General features: G+C 65.3%; 12 protein-coding genes. 4 read left to right on the forward strand and 8 right to left on the reverse strand.

Annotation, left to right across the window (positions count from 1 at the left end; all coding sequences use genetic code 11):
* Positions 1 to 126: 126 nt before the first annotated feature.
* A complete protein-coding gene (locus tag MTX19_RS04075; protein WP_280982541.1) occupies positions 127 to 762 on the reverse strand; it encodes a LysE family translocator in 636 nt (211 codons plus the stop codon).
* 539 nt (positions 763 to 1,301) lie between these two features.
* Between MTX19_RS04075 and ltrA the strand changes: the two genes are divergently transcribed.
* The gene (gene ltrA / locus MTX19_RS04080; RefSeq protein ID WP_280980119.1) at positions 1,302 to 2,624 is read left to right on the forward strand and encodes a group II intron reverse transcriptase/maturase; all 1,323 of its coding nucleotides are present in this window, start codon (positions 1,302 to 1,304) and stop codon (positions 2,622 to 2,624) included.
* A gap of 265 nt (positions 2,625 to 2,889) precedes the next feature.
* Here the strand turns inward: ltrA and MTX19_RS04085 are convergent, their stop codons facing one another.
* The 6 genes from MTX19_RS04085 to MTX19_RS04110 all read right to left on the reverse strand — a co-directional run bounded on the left by MTX19_RS04085 (position 2,890) and on the right by MTX19_RS04110 (position 12,578).
* The gene (locus MTX19_RS04085) at positions 2,890 to 4,287 is read right to left on the reverse strand and encodes an IS1380 family transposase (protein ID WP_280980118.1); all 1,398 of its coding nucleotides are present in this window, start codon (positions 4,285 to 4,287) and stop codon (positions 2,890 to 2,892) included.
* Between the two features lie 201 nt (positions 4,288 to 4,488).
* The gene (gene polA / locus MTX19_RS04090; RefSeq protein ID WP_280982542.1) at positions 4,489 to 7,539 is read right to left on the reverse strand and encodes a DNA polymerase I; all 3,051 of its coding nucleotides are present in this window, start codon (positions 7,537 to 7,539) and stop codon (positions 4,489 to 4,491) included.
* Positions 7,540 to 7,791: 252 nt separating this feature from the next.
* The gene (locus MTX19_RS04095; RefSeq protein WP_280982543.1) at positions 7,792 to 8,529 is read right to left on the reverse strand and encodes a response regulator; all 738 of its coding nucleotides are present in this window, start codon (positions 8,527 to 8,529) and stop codon (positions 7,792 to 7,794) included.
* Entirely contained in the window at positions 8,526 to 10,274 is a 1,749-nt protein-coding gene (locus MTX19_RS04100) for a DUF3369 domain-containing protein (protein WP_280982544.1), read from the reverse strand. Before MTX19_RS04100 ends, MTX19_RS04095 begins: the two co-directional genes overlap by 4 nt.
* Positions 10,244 to 12,235 (reverse strand): HAMP domain-containing sensor histidine kinase, encoded by a 1,992-nt coding sequence (locus MTX19_RS04105; protein ID WP_280984687.1) that lies wholly within the window; start codon positions 12,233 to 12,235, stop codon positions 10,244 to 10,246. The genes MTX19_RS04100 and MTX19_RS04105 overlap by 31 nt, the downstream gene beginning before the upstream one ends.
* A gap of 97 nt (positions 12,236 to 12,332) precedes the next feature.
* Positions 12,333 to 12,578 carry a hypothetical protein gene (locus tag MTX19_RS04110; protein ID WP_280982545.1) on the reverse strand — a complete coding sequence of 82 codons (246 nt, stop codon included), beginning with the start codon at positions 12,576 to 12,578 and terminating at the stop codon, positions 12,333 to 12,335.
* A 198-nt stretch (positions 12,579 to 12,776) separates the two neighbouring features.
* Between MTX19_RS04110 and ugpB the strand changes: the two genes are divergently transcribed.
* Positions 12,777 to 14,078 carry a sn-glycerol-3-phosphate ABC transporter substrate-binding protein UgpB gene (ugpB, locus tag MTX19_RS04115; protein ID WP_280984688.1) on the forward strand — a complete coding sequence of 434 codons (1,302 nt, stop codon included), beginning with the start codon at positions 12,777 to 12,779 and terminating at the stop codon, positions 14,076 to 14,078.
* A 106-nt stretch (positions 14,079 to 14,184) separates the two neighbouring features.
* Positions 14,185 to 15,138, forward strand: a complete 954-nt coding sequence (locus MTX19_RS04120) for a phosphotransferase (RefSeq protein ID WP_280982546.1) — start codon at positions 14,185 to 14,187, stop codon at positions 15,136 to 15,138.
* Between the two features lie 30 nt (positions 15,139 to 15,168).
* Here MTX19_RS04120 and MTX19_RS04125 read toward each other — a convergent pair whose 3' ends face one another.
* Positions 15,169 to 15,699 carry a MarR family winged helix-turn-helix transcriptional regulator gene (locus MTX19_RS04125; protein WP_280982547.1) on the reverse strand — a complete coding sequence of 177 codons (531 nt, stop codon included), beginning with the start codon at positions 15,697 to 15,699 and terminating at the stop codon, positions 15,169 to 15,171.
* Positions 15,700 to 15,856: 157 nt separating this feature from the next.
* Here MTX19_RS04125 and MTX19_RS04130 point away from each other — a divergent pair, with 157 nt between their 5' ends.
* On the forward strand, positions 15,857 to 17,713 hold the full coding sequence (locus MTX19_RS04130; protein WP_280984689.1) for a feruloyl-CoA synthase: 1,857 nt from the start codon (positions 15,857 to 15,859) through the stop codon (positions 17,711 to 17,713).
* Positions 17,714 to 17,742: the final 29 nt, after the last annotated feature.

Here is a 17,742-nt window from a genome sequence, read left to right on the forward strand (position 1 = left end):
GGTGGCTCGCATCGACAGATGCGAGCCGGATGAGGGGTCTCTCTCCGCGGAGGCAGACCCCTCATCCGGCTTCATCTCGCTTCGCTCGATTTCGCCACCCTCTCCCACAGGGGGAGAGGGTACTTGCTACGCCCTGCGCGCCTCGAGTGCCATCTTCACCGCGAGCCCCGTCAGCACGGTGCCCATCAGCCAGCGCTGCACGAGCAGCCAGGTCGGGCGCGTGCCGAGGAACACCGCGATCGAGCCTGCGGCAAGCGCGATCATCGCGTTGACGCTGACGCTGATCGCGATCTGGATTGAGCCGAGCGCGAGCGACTGCGTCAGCACGCTGCCGCCGGCGGGATCGATGAACTGCGGCAGCAGCGCGAGATAGAGCATCGCGATCTTCGGGTTGAGCAAATTGGTGACGAAGCCCATCGCGAACAGCTTGCGCGGGCCGTCGATCTTCAGCGTCTTGACCTGGAACGGCGAGCGACCGCCGGACTTCAGCGCCTGCCATGCCAGCCACAGCAGATAGGCCGCGCCGGCAAAGCGCAGCGCGTCATAGGCGTAGGGGATCGCGAACAACAGCGCGGTGATGCCGAATGCCGCGCACAGCATGTAGAACACGAAGCCGAGCGCCACGCCGCCGAGCGAGACGATGCCGGCCGCGGGCCCCTGCGTGATCGAGCGCGAGATCAGGTAGATCATGTTCGGTCCCGGCGTCAGCACCATGCCGAGGCAGATGAGCGCAAAGCCGAGCAACGCGGATGTATGGGGCATGACGGGGACTCGTGAGGGGATGCACGCACTTCTAGCCCGCATTTCTCAGTGCGCCCCGACGGCGCGCATCACCAGTGGAGGAGGATTCCACCCAGATAGTTGTCGATTGATCTGGTAGCTGACGAGCGGATCGGTCGGGTAACCGGCCGGTTCGAAGCCTCGTGACAAAGGCCGCCTTGGGCGGTCGAGCAATCCAGCGGGCCGTAATATGAGTGAAGTCTGAGCAGGCCTCGAAAGTGAAGATGCGGATGCCGACCCGCCTGAGATACGGGGAAGGCCGTGTGGATAGGGAAGCAATCGACGTGCGCACCTGTTTGATCCGCCGGGGTAGTGGACTCGGCACGCTGGAAGGGCGATGCGGGTAATCGGGGGAGACCCGCAGCGGGCGGAGGTCGCGTCTTCAACGTCGCAATTGGCGGCGGCCTGCAGCGGGAGTCGGACAGGGACGCGGTACCGTTGAAACCGGGTAATGCCGGCGGAGGGAAGGTCCCTGACTTCTGGTGTGCTTTCAAAGACGGTGAGGAAACAGGTGATTGGCGATGAGCCTCGAAACGCCTGAAAGGATCAGGACCCTTCAGAGAAAGCTCTATTGCAAGGCGAAGGCGGAGCCTGCCTACCGCTTCTATTTGCTCTACGACAAGATCTGCCGTGAGGACATTCTGCGCCACGCCTACGCGCTGGCCCGTGCCAATGCGGGTGCGCCTGGTGTTGACGGGGTGACCTTTGAGCAGATCGAGGCGTCGGGCGTGGAAGCATGGTTAGCGGGGCTGCGCGAGGACCTCGTTTCGAAGACGTACCGACCCGATCCGGTGCGGCGGGTGATGATCCCGAAGCCCGGGGGAGGCGAGCGCGCGCTCGGCATTCCCACGATCCGCTGTCGCGTCATTCAGACTGCCGCCAAACTCGTGTTGGAACCGATATTCGAAGCGGACTTCGAGGACAGTGCTTATGGCTATCGTCCGCGTCGCAGCGCGGTCGATGCGATCAAGGAAACGCACCGGCTGATTTGCCGGGGCTATACCGACGTGGTTGACGCCGATTTGTCGAAATATTTCGACACGATCCCGCATTCGGACCTCCTCAAATCGGTGGCCCGACGCATCGTTGACCGGCATGTGCTGTGGCTGATCAAGCTGTGGCTGCAAGCGCCGGTCGAGGAGCGGGACGGCAACGGGAAGCGGCGCATGAGTGGCGGCAAGAACAGCAAGCGCGGCACACCGCAAGGCGGTGTTGCAAGCCCGCTGCTCTCCGTCATCTATATGAACCGGTTCCTGAAGCATTGGCGATTGACCGGACGCGGCGAAGCCTTCCGCGCCCACATCGTCTCGTACGCCGACGACTTCGTCATCCTCAGCCGCGGCTATGCGCACGAGGCTCTGGCGTGGACGAAAGCGGTGATGACGAAACTCGGGCTGACGCTCAACGAGGCGAAAACCTCGGTGAAGGATGCCCGGCGCGAGAGCTTCGACTTCCTTGGTTATAGCTTCGGGCCGCATCGGTACCGGAAAGATGGCCATTGGTATCTGGGCGCGAGCCCGTCCAAGAAGAGTGTTCAGCGGCTCAAAGCCAAGGTGAGCGATATCCTGGTCCCCGGCAACACCGGGTGCTGGCTTGACGTGCGTGACCGGCTCAATCGCTTGTTGCGAGGCTGGAGCACGTACTTCGGCTACGGCACTCGGAAACCGGCGTACCGGACCGTCGATAACCATGTGTACGAACGGGTCCGCGGATTCCTGGTCCGACGTCACAAGGTGCCGTCGCGTGGCACCCGCCTCTTCCCGCGAGAGGCTGTGTTTGGCGCGCTCGGGGTCTTGCACCTCCGACGCGTCCACTTGGGACCGCCGCCGTGGGCCTTGCACTGAAGCCAGTCGGAAAGCCGGATGCGGTAGCTCCGCACGTCCGGTTTGATGAGCGAGGAAGGGAAACGGGGCGTTGCCGAATGGCCCAAGCTACCGCGCCCTTCCCCGACTCTACCAGGGCCGACTGATCTGACAACACCGATTTGGTGTGCCAGTATGGCCATGAAGGGTTGCTGCGCGGGAAGGCGCGGCTGGCGGGATTAGGTTGTGGGTTTCTCCGGTGGGCCAGTTGGCGATGCCGCGGTTTGGCGCGTCGCAGCTTCGCGTGTCAGGCCGGCGAGGCGCGGGCTCCGGCGGCTTTGGCCAGGCGGTGCGCGGCGATGCCCCACGGTTCGGCGGCCGGACAGGCCGAGGCCATGGCGATCTTGATGCGGCGGACGCTGATGCGCACCAGTGCGCCGATCTTCAGGAGCTTGAGGCGGATGGTGCCGCAGGTGGCGTCCGCAAAGATGGTTTCGGCAAGGCCGATGCGCCTCAGGGCACAGATCAGCACATAGGCCATCGAGGCGAACCACAACCGCAGTTGGTTGGCGCGCATGGTCGCCGCGGAAGTGCGGTCGGCGTAGAGATCGAGCTGGCACTCCTTGATGCGGTTTTCCATCTCGCCACGGGCGCAGTAAATGTCCTCGTAGAGCTGCCGCGCACCCGCCTCGGCCCGCTTGAGCGAGGTCACGACGAAGCGCGGATTGGCTTCCCCTTTTGTCCACTCCGCCTTGGCGACGACGCGGCGCCTTCGGCTCCAGGTGCCGCGCGTGCTCCACTGGAAGTCCTTGAAGCGGCGCGCCGGGCGGCCGGTCTTCTCGGCTGCAGCCCGCGCCGCGGCGAGCTCCTCTTCGATCATGGCGACCAGGCGCGTGTTGCGGGCGAGCCCGAACAGGTAATCCACGCGGTTCCGTTCGCACCACGCCATCAGCGCCTCGCGCGCAAAGCCACTGTCGGCGCGCAGCAGGATGCGCACGAACGGCCAGTGGACGCGGATTTGCCGGACAATCCGCTCGACCTCCGCGACGCTGCCCGCGCTGGCGTCAATGTCGGAGGGCCGCAGCTTGGCCGCCAACAGATGCCGGCCGCAGAACACGTACAGCGGCAGATAGCAGTAACAGTCGTAATAGCCGTGGAAGAAGCGTCCTTCCTGATGCCCGTGCAGCGGGTCGTCGGTGGCGTCGAGATCGAGGATGATCTGCGCCGGCGGTCGCTTGTGCGCCTCCAGGAATAGCGTCACCGGCAACGCCTCGATCGCCGCCGCGTCGTAGGCGATCTTGTGATAGCGCGAAGGCTCGTTTCGGCTCAGCTCCAGCCGGTTCAGCGTCGACTTGCCGGCCACCGGCGCGCAGTCCTCGCGCTTGGCCTCAAGCTTGCCCGCCAGCACCGCCATCAGCGGGTCGTGCCGCAGCTCGTCGTGATCGTTGAGATCTTCGTAGCCAAGTGCAATGCCAAAGACCCGTTGTCCGACCAACGTCCCGACCGCATGCTCGATCAAGTCCGGACGGCGATGATCGCGAAAGCAATCTGCAAAACGCCCCACCAGATCGATCGCTCGATCGGCGGCGCCCAGAAGCAGCGCTCCAGCGTCCGACGTCACCAGGCCAGCATCAAAGGCCGCTTCCACAGCCCGGCCTTCCACCACTCCAAAATCAAACCGTTCTGCGCTACACTCTGTCGGCATCGGGGCATTCCTTGAATCATCGCAAAGTCCTTCTCGCAAAAGAACTTTCGCTGATTCGCGCCCCGATGCGCCTCAACACTGTGAGAAATGCGGGCTAGCGTGCCGTCCGCTGCGCGGCCATCCTGGAATTGCTCTCGGAGCAATGTAGCGGAGGCGCTGATCTGCTACCTCGCCCCGCAAGCGGGGCGAGGTAGGGTTTCTTCAATGCGCCTCGTCCCAGTTGGTCGCAGCGCGCGCGTCGACCTGCAGCGGCAGCGACAGGGCCACCGCCGGGAAGGGCGCGTCCTGCATCACCTTCTGCACCACCGGCAGCGTGGCCGCGACCTCGTCATCGGGCACCTCGAAGATCAATTCGTCATGCACCTGCAGCAGCATCTGTGCCGACAGCTTCTTCTCGGCGAGTGCGTCCTCGATCCGGATCATGGCGCGGCGGATGATGTCGGCCGCGGTGCCTTGCAGGCGGGCGTTGATCGCGGCGCGCTCATTAAAGGCGCGCACCGAGGCGTTCGAAGCCTTGATGTCGGGGTAGTAGCATTTGCGGCCGAACAGCGTCGTGACGTAGCCGTTGCGGCGGCAGAAATCCTTGGTCTCGTCCATGTAGGCGCGGATGCCCGGGAAGCGCTCGAAATACTTCTTGATGTAGGCGGAGGCCTCCTCGCGGGCGATGCCGAGCTGGTTGGCAAGCCCGAAGGCCGAGATGCCGTAGATGATGCCGAAATTGATCGCCTTCGCGCGGCGGCGCACCTCGCTCGGCATGTCCTTGATCGGCACGCCGAACATTTCGGACGCAGTCATCGCGTGAATGTCGAGCCCGTCGCGGAACGCCTGGCGCAGCACCGGCACGTCGGCGATCTCGGCGAGCAGCCGCAATTCGATCTGCGAATAGTCCGCCGACACCAGCTTGTGGCCGGGGGTGGCGATGAAGGCGCGGCGGATCTTGCGGCCGTCCTCGGTGCGAACCGGGATGTTCTGCAGGTTCGGCTCGTTCGACGACAGCCGGCCCGTCGTCGTCGCCGCCAGCGCGTAGGTCGTGTGCACGCGGTGAGTCTGCGGGTTGACGTAGTTCGGCAGCGCGTCGGTGTAGGTCGATTTCAGCTTCGAGACCTGCCGCCACTCCAAAATCTTCCTCGGGAATTCGTGACCCTGCTCGGCAAGCTCGTCGAGCACCTGCGCGGTGGTCGACCATGCGCCGGTCTTGGTCTTGGTGCCGCCGGGCAATCCCATCTTGCCGAAGATGATGTCGCCGATCTGCTTCGGGCTGCCGACATTGATCGGCTCGCCCGCGATCTCCTGGATCTCGGCCTCGACGCGCGCGGCGGTCTGGGCGAAATCGCCCGACAGGCGCGACAGCACCTGGCGGTCGATCGAGATGCCGCGCCGCTCCATCCGCGCCAGCACCGACACCAGCGGCCGCTCCAGCGTCTCGTAGACCGTCAGCATCCGCTCGGCGATCAGGCGGGGCTTCAGCACGCGCCACAGGCGCAGCGTCACGTCGGCGCTTTCGGCCGAATACTCCGCGGCCTTGTCGATCGCGATCTGATCGAAGGTCAGCCTGCCCTTGCCGCTGCCGACGAGCCCGCCATAGTTGACGACGGCATGGCCGAACCAGCGCTCGGCCAGCGCCTCCAGCGCATGCGAGCCGCGGCCGGCATCGAGTGCGTAGGACATCAACTGCGCATCATCATAGTTGCGCAGCGTGATGCCGTGCTGCGCCAGCAGCACCGCGGCGAACTTGACGTTGAAGCCGACCTTCTGGATGCCCGCCGATTCCAAGAACGGCTTCAGCGCATCCAGCGCCTCGGCGGTCTTGAGCTGGCCCGGCGCAAGCCCCGCGTCGAACAGGCCTGCGCCGCCGCCGGGCTGCTTGTGGCCGAGCGGCACATAGCAGGCCTCGTTGGGCGCCAGCGCCAATGCCAGTCCGGAGAGCTCAGCCTGCATCGGGTCGATCGATTCGGACATCGCCTCGACAGCGAAATGACCGGTGTCGTGCACGCGCGCGAGGAACGTCTGCAGTTGATCGAGCGTGCCGATCGCCTGGTAGGCCTTGCGATCGAAGCCGATCTTGCGGATCGCCTCGCCGCGGGTCTCTGCGAGCGTGGCCGGCGTGCCCTTCAGGCTGGAGGCCTTGTCGTCCCGGGCGCCGGTCGGCTTGGTGCGCTCTTTCGCCGTTGGGGCCGTGCGCCCGGCAGCCTCCTGTCCGGGCCCGGGCGTCGGCTTCACGTCCGAGGGCGGCAGTGGTGAGAACACGCTCGCGCCGCTCCTGTTGCCGGGATCGGCCTCGACGTCGGCCGGGTCGATCTGCGAATAGTCGGCGACACGGCGGGTGAGGGTGGAGAACTCCATCGCCTTGAGGAAGGCAATCAGCTTGCGCGCGTCGGGCTCGTGCACCGCAAGATCGTCCAGCGGCACTTCGAGATCGACCTTGTCGTCGAGCAGCACGAGCTGGCGCGAGATCCGCGCCTTCTCGGCATTCTCGAGCAGCGCCTCGCGCCGCTTCGGCTGCTTGATCTCGGTGGCGCGGAACAGCAACTGGTCGAGGTCGCCGTACTCGATGATGAGTTGCGCCGCGGTCTTGACGCCGATGCCGGGAACGCCAGGCACGTTGTCGGTGGAGTCGCCGGCCAGCGCCTGCACCTCGACCACCTTCTCCGGCGGCACGCCGAACTTCTCGATCACCTCTTCGCGGCCGATGCGGCGATCCTTCATCGTGTCGTACATCACGACCTTGTCGTTGACGAGCTGCATCAGGTCCTTGTCCGAGGACACGATTGTCGTGGTCGCGCCGCGCTCGCTGGCCTGCCGCGCATAGGTCGCGATCAAATCGTCGGCCTCAAAACCGATCTGCTCGAGGCAGGGCAGCTCGAAGGCGCGCACCGCCTCGCGGATCAGCGCGAATTGCGGGATCAGGTCGTCCGGCGCCGGCGGCCGGTGCGCCTTGTACTCGGCATAAAGCTTGTTGCGGAAGGTGATCTCCGACTTGTCGAACACGATCGCCAGATGGGTCGGCCGGTTGTCCTCCGGCATGTCGCGCAGCAGCTTCCACAGCATGTTGCAGAAGCCGAGCACGGCATTGACCTGCAGCCCGTCGGATTTGCGGTTCAGCGGCGGCAGTGCGTGATAGGCGCGGAAGATGTAGGACGAGCCGTCGACCAGGAAGACGTGGTCGCCCTTCGCCGTCGCCTTGGCGGCAACGGGCTTTGGCGCGGTCTTGGAAGCGGGCTTGGCGGGGGCTTTGGGGGCTGTTTTCGGCATGGCCGAAATTTAGGGATTTTTGCGGGAATTGACAGCCTTGCGTGTGTGGATTCTGGGTGTGCCGCACAGCCAATTGTCGTCCTGGCGAAGGCCAGGACCCATTACCCCGGGTGGCTGTTGTTGGGCTTCGCTGGGGCCCCAGCTTTGTCAAGCTGAGGCAGTCGTGGTTATGGATCCTGGCTTTCGCCAGGACGACATCAAAAGGCGCGGCTGGCTTTCGACGGGACGACGAGCAAATTACGGACGAGAAAACTAAGCCTTATCGCCGGTCGGTGAGAACAGATAGCCGCCGCCCCGGATGGTCCGGATCACCGACGGCTTGGTTGGATCGAACTCGATCTTGCGGCGGATGCGCATGATGCGCAGGTCGACGGCGCGGTCGAAGGCTTCGGCATCGCGCGCATTGGCGAGTTCCAGCAGCCGCTCGCGCGACAGCACGCGCTTGGGATTGGCCGCGAACACCTTCAGCAGGCCGAATTCGGACGCCGTCAGCGGATGCTCATTTCCCTCGTCGTCGCGCAGCGCCTGGGCCTCGAGATCGAGCCATTTGGTGCCGAACCGCACCAGATGCTCCTTTTGGGCCTTCGCGCTCGCCGGCTCCGGCGCGGCCGCCTTCGCAGGTCCGCTTCGCCGCAGCACCGAGCGGATGCGCGCCATCAGCTCGCGCAGTTCGCAGGGCTTTGCGACATAGTCGTCGGCGCCGAGCTCGAGCCCGACCACGCGGTCGATCGGGCTGGCAGTGGCTGTCAGCATGATAACGGGGACGTTGATGCGGCTCTTGAGGTCGCGGATGATCGACAGCCCGTCTTCCTCGGGCATATTGAGGTCCAGCACGACGAGATCGGGCGTGCTGGTCTCGATCTCCTTGCGCAGGCTCTTGCCGCCATCGCACAGCGTCACGCCGAAGCCGTGCATCTTGAGGTAATCGCCGACCATTTCGCGGGCCGGTGCCTCGTCATCGACAATGAAGATATGCGGTGTCTGGCTCATGATGTCTCTGTCGCCGGCAATGTAACCGTAAAGGTCGATCCTTGTCCGGGGCCTGGGCTCTGCGCGGTCACATGGCCGCCATGCATGTCGATGATGCGCTTGACGATCGAGAGCCCCAGGCCGGTCGAACTCTCGCCCGCGGTCGGCTTGGCCGACAGCCGCTGGAACCGGCCGAACAGCCGCCCGAGGTCCTCCGGGCTGAGCCCGGGGCCCTGGTCGGCGATGCGGATCACGGTGTTGTCGCCCTCGTGGCTGATCGTGACGGTGATCTTGCCGCCGATTGGCGAATATTTGATGGCGTTGCTGACCAGATTGTCGATCGCCTCGCGCATCCGGTCGGCGTCGCACATCGTGACGAATTGCTGCGGACCCGAGACCGAGATGCTCTGCTGCTTGTTGACCGCCGAAGGCTGGTTCGCCTCGGTCACCTCGTTGACGAGGGCTGCGACGTCGACCGGCTCGCGGCGGATGGTGATGTCGAAGGCATCCGCCATCGCGTCCGAGATCAGATGGTCGACCATCGAGGTCAGCCGCCTGGTGGCGTCCCTGATATGCTCGACCTGCGCCGTGACGTTTTCCTTCGGGGAGCCGGCGCCGATCAATTCAGTCAGCATCTCGGTGCGACCGAGGATCACGCCGAGCGGATTCTTCAGGTCGTGGGCCACGGTGCCGAGGATTTCGTTCTTGAAGCCGTTGGCGCGCTGCAGCCGCAGCCACTGCGCCGACAGCCGCCGGTTGGCCTGCATCAGCGCGCGGGTGCGCTGCGCGACGCGGTCTTCGAGCTGGGTGTTGGCTTCGTGGAGCTGCTGGTACAGGATCACGTTGTCGAATGCGATCGACAGCCGGCTCGAGAAGATCTCGACCAGCGCGCGGTCGGTGTCTGAGAGCTGGCGCTCCGCCTGCAGGAGCACCACGACCTCGCGGCCGCTGCCGGTGCGCGAATAGAGCACGCTGCGGTGATCGGCGAATTCATTCTTGCGACGCTGGAAGGCGGCTTCCACCATCGCCCGCAGGTCGGGGTCGAGCGCCTTCGAGGAGGTGGTGCCGATGAAGCGGCTGTAGCAACCGGAGCAGGCCAGCACCGAGAAATCGTCGGCCGCGGCATTGCCGTTGTCGCGCAACACCAGGATGCCGGCGCAGTCGACATTCAGCAGCGAGGCGAGCTGGGTCAGCACGCCTTCGGCCAGCCGCTGCATCGACTTGAAATCGTACAGCGTCGAGGCGGCGTCGATGATGATCTCGAGCCCGCGCCGCGTCTGCACCATGCGCTCGAGCTGCTGGTAGCTGCGCAGCGCGGCCGTCAGCGAGGTGAACAGCTTGTCGGCGGTGAGCTCGGTCTTCGCCTTGTAGTCGTTGATGTCGTACTGCACGATGACGCGCCGTTCCGGCGCCTGGCCGGGCTGGCCGGTGCGCAGGATGATGCGGACGGTCTCGTTCTTGATCTCGTTGCGGATGTATTCGACGAGCTCGAGGCCGGCGACGTCGGTCTCCATGATGACGTCAAGCAGGACGGCAGCGACGTCGGGGTTGTCCCGCATCAGCGTGCGACCTTCGGCCGCGGAGTAGGCCGAGAGGATTTCCAGCGTCGCGCCGTTCAGATTGTAGTCGCTGAGCGCGAAGCGGGTGCCCTCATGCACCGCTTGATCGTCGTCGATGACGGCGATCTTCCATTTGCGCGCCGGCGAATCCTCCAGGGGACTCTCGGTATCGTCGATCAGGTGGAGGACATCGTCCTGTTCGGCCATTGACTGGTTCCGTCGGCTGCTGGGTCAGTGATAGTGGGCACGCCCTTGGCGATCCTCGGCATGATAATGCGAAAAGTGGTGCCTTGTCCCACCCTTGACTCCAGCATCATGCGTCCGCCGAGCTGCTGGGTGACGAGGTTGTAGACGATGTGCAGGCCAAGACCGGTGCCGCCCTCGTTGCGGCGCGTCGTGAAGAACGGGTCGAACGCCTGCCGCTGCACGTCCGGCGTCATGCCGGCTCCGTCGTCGGCGAAGATGATCTCGATATCGTCGGCCCCGCGTGCCCGCGCCGAGATCGAGATCGCGCCGGAGCGGCCGTCCGCGAAGGCATGATTGACGGCGTTGAGGAAAAGATTGGTTAAGATTTGCCCATAAGCGCCGGGGTAGCCGTCGATCAGGAGGCCCTCTGGCACATCGACCGTTAGCGTGACGGCGGCCTTCTTCAGCACCGGCCGCAGGCTCGCGACGATCTGGTCGGTTGATTCAGTTAAGTTGAACTGGCGCCGCTCGGCGTGCGACCGGTCGACGGCGACCTGCTTGAAGGACTGGATCAGCTCGCCGGCGCGCTGCAAATTGGCGACGAGCTGCTGCGATGCATCGCGCGAGCTACGGACGAATTCGTCGAGCTTCGAGCGGCGCAGCGGCCCGCTCTTCAGCTCGCTTTCGAACATTTCGGCGCGCCGGGCGAAGCTCGAAGCGACCGTGAGGCTGATGCCGATCGGATTGTTGACCTCGTGCGCGACGCCGGCGACAAGGCCGCCGAGGGCCGCGAGGCGCTCGGCATCGATCAGGTTCTGCTGTGCGGCGTTGAGCTCGAGCAGCGCGCTCTCGGCCTTTTCCTTGGCGGTGCGCAGCTCGTCCTCGGTCTTGCGCTTGGCGATGGCGTTCTCGCGGAACACCTCGACGGCGCGGGCCATCGCGCCGACCTCGTCCTTGGCCGATGCCCCCTGCACCGGCCGGTCGAGATCGCCCGAGGTGATGGCGCGCATCGACGCCATGATCTGCGCCAGCGGCAGCCGGATCGACAGCGCGATCATCACACCGGCGGACATGATGACGCCGAGGAAGATCACGGCGATCGACAGCACCCTGCGCGAGATGGATGACAGTGTCCTGTCGAAGGTCTCCTGCGCCTTCTGCTCGCGCTGGCGCATCTTGGCCGAGAGATCGTCGATCGCGCCGATTGCGTCGGCCTGGCTGGCGTCGATGGTGTTGCGCAGCAGCTCGGTGCGGTTGGCGAGTTGCTCGCTCAGCCTGGCGAGACCGTCGCGCAACTCCGCTGTCTTGACGTTGAGCCGCGCCAGCGCCATGCGCTGCAAGTCGTTCTCCGCAAGATCGGTCATGATCGGGATCGTCTTCTCGATCGTGTCGGTGTTGCGGCGGGCTTCCTCGGCCGATTCCGGAGCGAGCGACAGATAGTAGGTGTTGGCAGCGACCAGGAGCGACGTGAACGCTTCGCGGGACTTGCCGAGCGCCGGCCAGATCTGCGCGTCGCGATGGCCGGTCGCGCCCTCGATGATCGAATAGAGGCCCGCCATGTCCCTGGTCGGCGCCAGCACCTGCTCGTTATAGGTCTTGGATATCTTGGCCTGCACGGCGCGCAATTCGCCGAAGCCGTCGAGGAAGCGGCTGGTGACGCGTTCAAGCTCCTCGACCGACCCCGACAGCATCGGGTCGGTCGAGGCGCGCGTCGTCAGCGTGCCGAGCACGGCCTCGCGCAGCAGCAGGATCTCCGCGAACAGGTCTGGGCTTGGCTGATTGATGTAGCGATGGATCAGGTTTTGCAGGCGGCTCGTCTCGCTTTCGAGATTGGCCAGGATCCTGTCGGATTTCCGCACCTGGCGGACATCCTCCCAGGCCGAGCCGAGCACCTTGGAGCCGTTCCAGATCAGCACTGCGAGCACGATCACGACGGCGGAGTTGAGCAGCGCGATCGACAGGATGCGCCAGCGGATCGGCACCGACCGCAGCAACTGGACGATACGGAAACGGCCCTGCGGGCCGAAGCCCGGCGGCGGTCCTGCATTCCTGTCCTGTTGCGGCGCCGCCAAGTTCCGGTCACTCCACCTTGCGGATGCGTTCGATCAGCGCGGCTGCCGCGGGATCGCGCTCGGCGTTGGCATGGACGCCGGCCATCGCAGCCTCGAACGGCTTACGGTCGAAATCGGTCACGATCTTGACGCCGGAGTCCTCCGCCTGCGCGCGGAATTCGCGCGCAAGCGCATGCGCCGAATCTGCCATTGGCAACAGCGCGACGACGAGCGTCATGGTCCGCGAAAGGCAGGCGCGGCGGTACACAGGCAACAATTCCCCTTGTGATTTGTGTCCAGGGCGGGAAGAAAAGGTTCAACACATTTTTAGCAGAAGGCCGGTGGTTCGCCCATTGGCCAAATCGTTAATTCCGCGCTGCAACCACGAGCATAGATTGAAACCGCCGACGTGGCGGCTTATGACGGCACGTCGCCACCGGGAACGGTCATCGTGAAGTTCGGCTGGAAAGTTCTGCAGCTCGCCGCCGCAGCGGCCCTTCTGCTTGTGTCGCCCGCGCAAGCCAAGACCGATATCATGTGGTGGCACGCGATGTCGGGCGAGCTCGGCAAGCAGGTCGAGAAGCTCGCCGCCGATTTCAACGCTTCGCAATCCGATTACCGGATAGTGCCGGCTTACAAGGGCAACTATACCGAGACCGTCACCGCCGCGATCTTTGCATTCCGCTCGCGCAGCCAGCCGGCGATCGTTCAGGTCAACGAGATCGCCACCGCCACCATGATGGCGGCGCGCGGTGCCATCTATCCGGTATTCGAGCTGATGCGCGATCAGTCGGAGGCGTTCACGCCATCGGACTACCTGCCTGCGGTCGCCGGCTATTACGCCGATGTCGACGGCAACATGCTGTCGTTCCCGTTCAATGCCTCGACGCCGATCCTCTACTACAACAAGGACATGTTCCGCTCGGCCGGGCTCGATCCGGACGTGGCGCCGAAGACCTGGCCCGACGTCGGCGTCGCGGCGAAGCGGCTGCGCGCGGCGGGCATGATGTGCGGGATGACGACGTCATGGCCGTCCTGGATCAATATCGAGAATTTTTCCGCCTTCCATAATCTGCCGATCGCAACCCGGACGAACGGCTTCGGCGGGCTGGACGCGCAGCTGATCTTCAACAACCCGATCGTGGTGCGTCACATCGCGCAGCTCGCGGAGTGGCAGACGACGAAGATCTTCGACTATAGCGGCCGCGGGCAGGCGGCGGAGCCGCGTTTTCAGAAGGGCGAATGCGGCATCTTCATCGGCTCGTCGGGCACGCGCGCCGACATCAAGGCCAATTCGAAGTTCGAGATCGGCTACGGCATGATGCCGTATTATCCCGATGTGCAGGGCGCGCCGCAGAACTCGATCATCGGCGGCGCCACGCTATGGGTGCTGCGCGACCGTCCGCCCGCCGAATATGCCGGGGTAGCGAAGTTCTTCGCCTATCTGTCGCGGCCCGAGGTGCAGGCCGCCTGGCACCAGAACACCGGCTATCTGCCGATCACCCGCGCCGCGTTCGATCTCACCCGTGCGCAGGGCTTCTACGACCGCAATCCCGGAACCTCCATTTCAATCGAGCAGATCACGCTGAAGCGGCCGACCGACAATTCGAAGGGCATCCGGCTCGGCTCGTTCGTTCTGATCCGCGAGGTGATCGAGGAGGAGCTCGAGCAGGTCTTTGCCGGCAAGCGAACCCCGCAGGCCGCTATGGACAACGCCGTCGAGCGCGGCAACCATCTGCTGCGCCAGTTCGAGCGCGCCAATCCGGATCAGTGAGGCGCAGCGACCTTTGTTCCTCCCGTCATTGCGAGCGAAGCAATCCATCGTACCACGGAGAAATCGATTGCTTCGTCGCTTCGCTCCTCGCAATGACGGCTGACCCATGACGTCGGTCCTCCCACTCCTCACCGACTACGACACCTATCGCGCCTGGCGCGGCGACACCTCGCGCTGGCTGCCGGTTGCGCGCGAGATCGCCGATGGCCACGGGCTGCGGTGCGATGCACCGCATGTGTTCTCGACCGGCACGAATCTCGTCATCGGGATCGGTGACGATCTGATCCTCAAGATCTTCCCGCCATTCCTGCGTCCGCAATTCGTCTCCGAGCGCGCCGCACTGATGCAGTTGCGCGGCAGGCTCTGCATTCCGATTCCCGAGATCGCAGCCGTCGGCGAGCGCGACCGCTGGCCCTATCTCGTCATCACCCGTCTCGCCGGCGTCGTGGGCTCGGAGGTGTGGCCGTCGCTGCCCGACGCGCAGAAGGAGCGCGTGCTCACCGAGATCGGCGCTGTGATCGCCGAGGTGCAGCGCGTGCCGCCGGGCGCGCTCTCGGCGATCGAGCCGCGCTGGGATGTGTACATGCGCGGGCAGATCGCGCAATGCAGGGCCCGCCACGAGCGGCTCGGACTGCCGCAGAAATTGCTCGCCGGGCTCGACGATCTGCTGCGCGACGCCGCTGAGCTGATCCCGATGAATGCGCCGCCGGTGATCCTGGTCGGCGAGTACATCCCGGAGAATTTCCTGCTGGCGCGGAGCGGCGACGGCTGGCATGTCGCCGGGCTGTTCGACTTCGGCGACGTGCAGACCGGGTGGGGCGAGTACGACCTGCTCGGCCCGAGCGCGTTCATGGCGGCCGGCCATCTGCGCCGGGTGCGCAGCCTGTTCGACGGCTTCGGCATTTCACGCGAGGACGTGACGTTCGCGCTGAAGCGGCGGCTGATGGCGCTGATGCTGCTGCACCGGGCGTCAGATCCCGTCAGGCACATCTGCATCGAAGGCTGGCCGGAGAAGGTCGGCGACCTCGTGCAGTTGCTGGAGCTGATCTGGCCCGACTAATGGCGCGGCCTGATCAAGCTTGCCGAATCGTCAGGTGAAGCTGGAGAGGATCTGCAGCAGCCGCTCGCGGTTCTCCTTGCCGATCTTGTCGGCCACATGCCGCTCGTGCTTGGCGGCGAGCCGCTTGAACTGCGACAGGGCGGCTTTGCCTGATACGGTCAGGTGCAGCGCATGGGAACGGCGGTCGGTGGCGGACGCGCTGCGGCTGACGAAGTCGCGTTCCTCGAGGCTGTCGAGCAGATGCACCAGCCGCGCCCGCTCGATCCCAAGCCGTTTTGCCACCGCCATCTGGCTGAGCCCAGGATTGGCGCCGACCACGGTCATGACCGAGTACTGAGTCGGGCGGATATCGACCGCAGCAAGCGTCTTGATGAAGTCCTGGAAGATCCAGAGCTGGAAACGCCGCACCGCGTAGCCGGCGTGGCCGACCAGCGCGTCGAGGCCGATCTCGCCGTCCACGTCGTCGCCGTGTGCGCCGCCGTTCGCGCTGCGCGCCGAGGGGCGGCGGATTGCCGCTCCCGGTCGGGCCGCCCTGCGCGCCGCCTGTTGTTTCCTCGCCATGACCAGATGCTAGCGCGACGCCGTCACGAGGGAAAGATTGTTGTTGACGACAACAATTGGTGTCCGCAACATTATGGCCAAAGAGCCTGGATGGGACACGCGGCACCTTGCTGCCATGCGATGTCTCCACAACACGGGCGAGGAGGAAACCATGACGATGGCCACCGCCAGCGGAGACAATCCGAGCAGCCTGTTCGCGACGCCTGCGATCGTCGCCGATCGCCGCGCCGATGGCAGCATCCTGGTCCGCTCCACCACGCCGCTGAAGGAAAGCGCCCGCTGCGTCGGCGACTGGCTGGAGCATTGGGCGCGGCAGGCGCCCGATCGCATCTTCCTCGGCGAGCGCGGCAATGTTGACGCGCCCTGGACCACCACCACCTATCGCGATGCGCTCGGGATCGTGCGTCGTGCCGCATCCTGGATCCTCGGGCACGGGCTGAGCGCGGCGCAGCCGCTCGTCATCCTCTCCGACAACAGCATCGACCATGCGCTGTTCGCGCTCGCCGCCCAGCATGTCGGCGTGCCCTCGGCCGCGATCTCGCCGGCCTATTCGCTGATGTCGAAGGACTTCGACAAGCTGAAGGGCATGGTCAGCCTGCTCGGGCCCGGCGCGATCTATGTCGCGAGCACCAAGCCGTTCGCGGCGGCGCTTGCCGCGATCAAGCCGCTGCATCAGGCGACCATCGTCAGCAGCCATCCCGATGATGCCGACGCTTTGCCGTTCCGCAGCATCGCGACGACGGCGGAAGCTGCTGACGTGGCAACAGCCTTTGCGGCGGTGACGTCAGACACGATCGCAAAATTCCTGTTCACGTCGGGCTCGACAGGCACGCCGAAGGCGGTGATCAACACCCAGCGCATGCTGACCTCGAGCCAGCAGGCCAAGGCGCAGACCTGGACGTTCCTGGAAGCCTCCGGTGACGATCTGATAATCCTGGACTGGCTGCCCTGGAGCCACACCTTCGGCGCCAACCACAATTTCAACCTGGTGCTGCGCAACGGCGGCACGCTCTATATCGACGGCGGCAAGCCCGCGCCCGGCCTGTTCGCGACCTCGCTCGCCAATCTGCGCAGCGTGGTGCCGACGGTGTATTTCAACGTGCCGCGCGGCTTCGACATGCTGATCGCGGCGTTGCGCACTGACGAGGAGCTGCGCCGCAGGTTCTTCGATGGGACCAAGTTCGCCTTCTATGCCGGCGCAGCGTTGCCGCAGAACCTCTGGGATGCGTTGGAGGAGCTGTCGCTTGAGACCGTCGGCCGCCGGCTGCCGATGGTCTCGGCCTGGGGCTCGACCGAGACCTCGCCGCTCGCGACCGATTGCCATTTCCTCGCAAAGCGCTCCGGCAATATCGGCGTGCCGATCCCCGGCACCGAGCTCAAGCTGGTGCCGTCGGGCGACAAGTTGGAGGTGCGCGTGCGCGGCCCGAACGTCACGCCGGGCTACTGGAAGGCGCCCGATCTCACGGCGCAGGCCTTCGACGAGGAGGGATTTTACCTGATCGGCGATGCCGTCACCTTCGCCGATCCAGACAGGCCCGAGCTCGGCCTGTTCTTCGACGGCCGCGTCGCAGAGGACTTCAAGCTCAATTCCGGCACCTGGGTCAGTGTCGGCACGCTGCGCGTCGCCGGGATCGCTGCGCTGGCGCCGCTCGCGCAGGACATCGTGGTCACGGGCCATGGCCGCGACGAAGTCCGCTTCCTGGTATTCCCGAATATCGCCGCCTGCCGCGCGCTGGCCGGGCTACCCGAGAGCGCAAACGCCCGGGAGGTGATCGGCCATCCCGGCGTTCGCAGTGCAATCGCGCAGGGGCTGGCGAAGCTGAAGGCGCAGGGCGGCCATTCCTCCGGCCATGCCACCCGCGCGCTGCTGCTCACTGAACCCGCCTCCGTCGACGGCGGCGAGATCACCGACAAGGGCTACATCAACCAGCGCGCCGTGCTGACCCGCCGCGCTGCCGCAGTGGCGGTGTTGCAGGACGATGCATCGCCCGAACCGATCGTTTGCGCGGGCTGAGTTCGTTCGCAACTACCGACATTTAGCGC

This window comes from Bradyrhizobium sp. ISRA464, assembly GCF_029910095.1.
GTDB lineage: Bacteria > Pseudomonadota > Alphaproteobacteria > Rhizobiales > Xanthobacteraceae > Bradyrhizobium.